Origin of the sequence: Streptomyces sp. H39-S7 (assembly GCF_027158205.1) — a bacterium.
GTDB lineage: Bacteria > Actinomycetota > Actinomycetes > Streptomycetales > Streptomycetaceae > Actinacidiphila.
Window position 1 is genome coordinate 12584 of the sequence record NZ_JAPVLU010000102.1, and the last position, 534, is coordinate 13117.

The 534-nt window shown below is 68.0% G+C and carries 1 protein-coding gene; it reads left to right on the forward strand.

From position 1 onward, the window contains the following. Positions 1-534, forward strand: a 534-nt coding sequence (locus O3X23_RS42950; RefSeq protein WP_269280538.1) for a nucleotidyl transferase AbiEii/AbiGii toxin family protein, incomplete at both ends; no start/stop codon positions are given.

Genomic DNA, 534 nt, shown 5'->3' on the forward strand with positions numbered 1-534 from the left:
AGACATCAGGACGTACGACCGGCTGCCAGGCCGCCGCCTTCTGATGCCCTGGACGGCTGCGGGAACCGCAGGCGGCAGCATCCAACTCGACCTGGTGTTCAACGAGCCACTGCCCATCGTGGCCGAGCCCACCGACCTGCGACCGCTGGGGGACGGCCCCGGCTCCCGACTCCTCGCCGCCTCACCCGAGTTGTCCCTGGCCTGGAAACTCCTATGGCTGGTCAGCGACGCATACCCGCAGGGCAAGGACCTGTACGACGCGGTTCTGCTGGCCGAGCACACACCCCTGGCCTACGAGGTGCTGCGCGATGCCTTCGTCGTCGGCGGTTTCGAGGGACTGCGGCCGCCCGGACGGTGGTGGTTCGCAACTCTGGACGTGGGCAACGAGTGGGAGCACTTCACTGCCGAACACCCGTGGGTGCAGGAGACCGCCGACCACTTCAAGGACCGGCTCGACCGACACCTGACACCGCTCCTCGATGCGGCAGAACAGCACGACCCCTACACCCAGTGGGCCCACTGGCTGCACCCGCT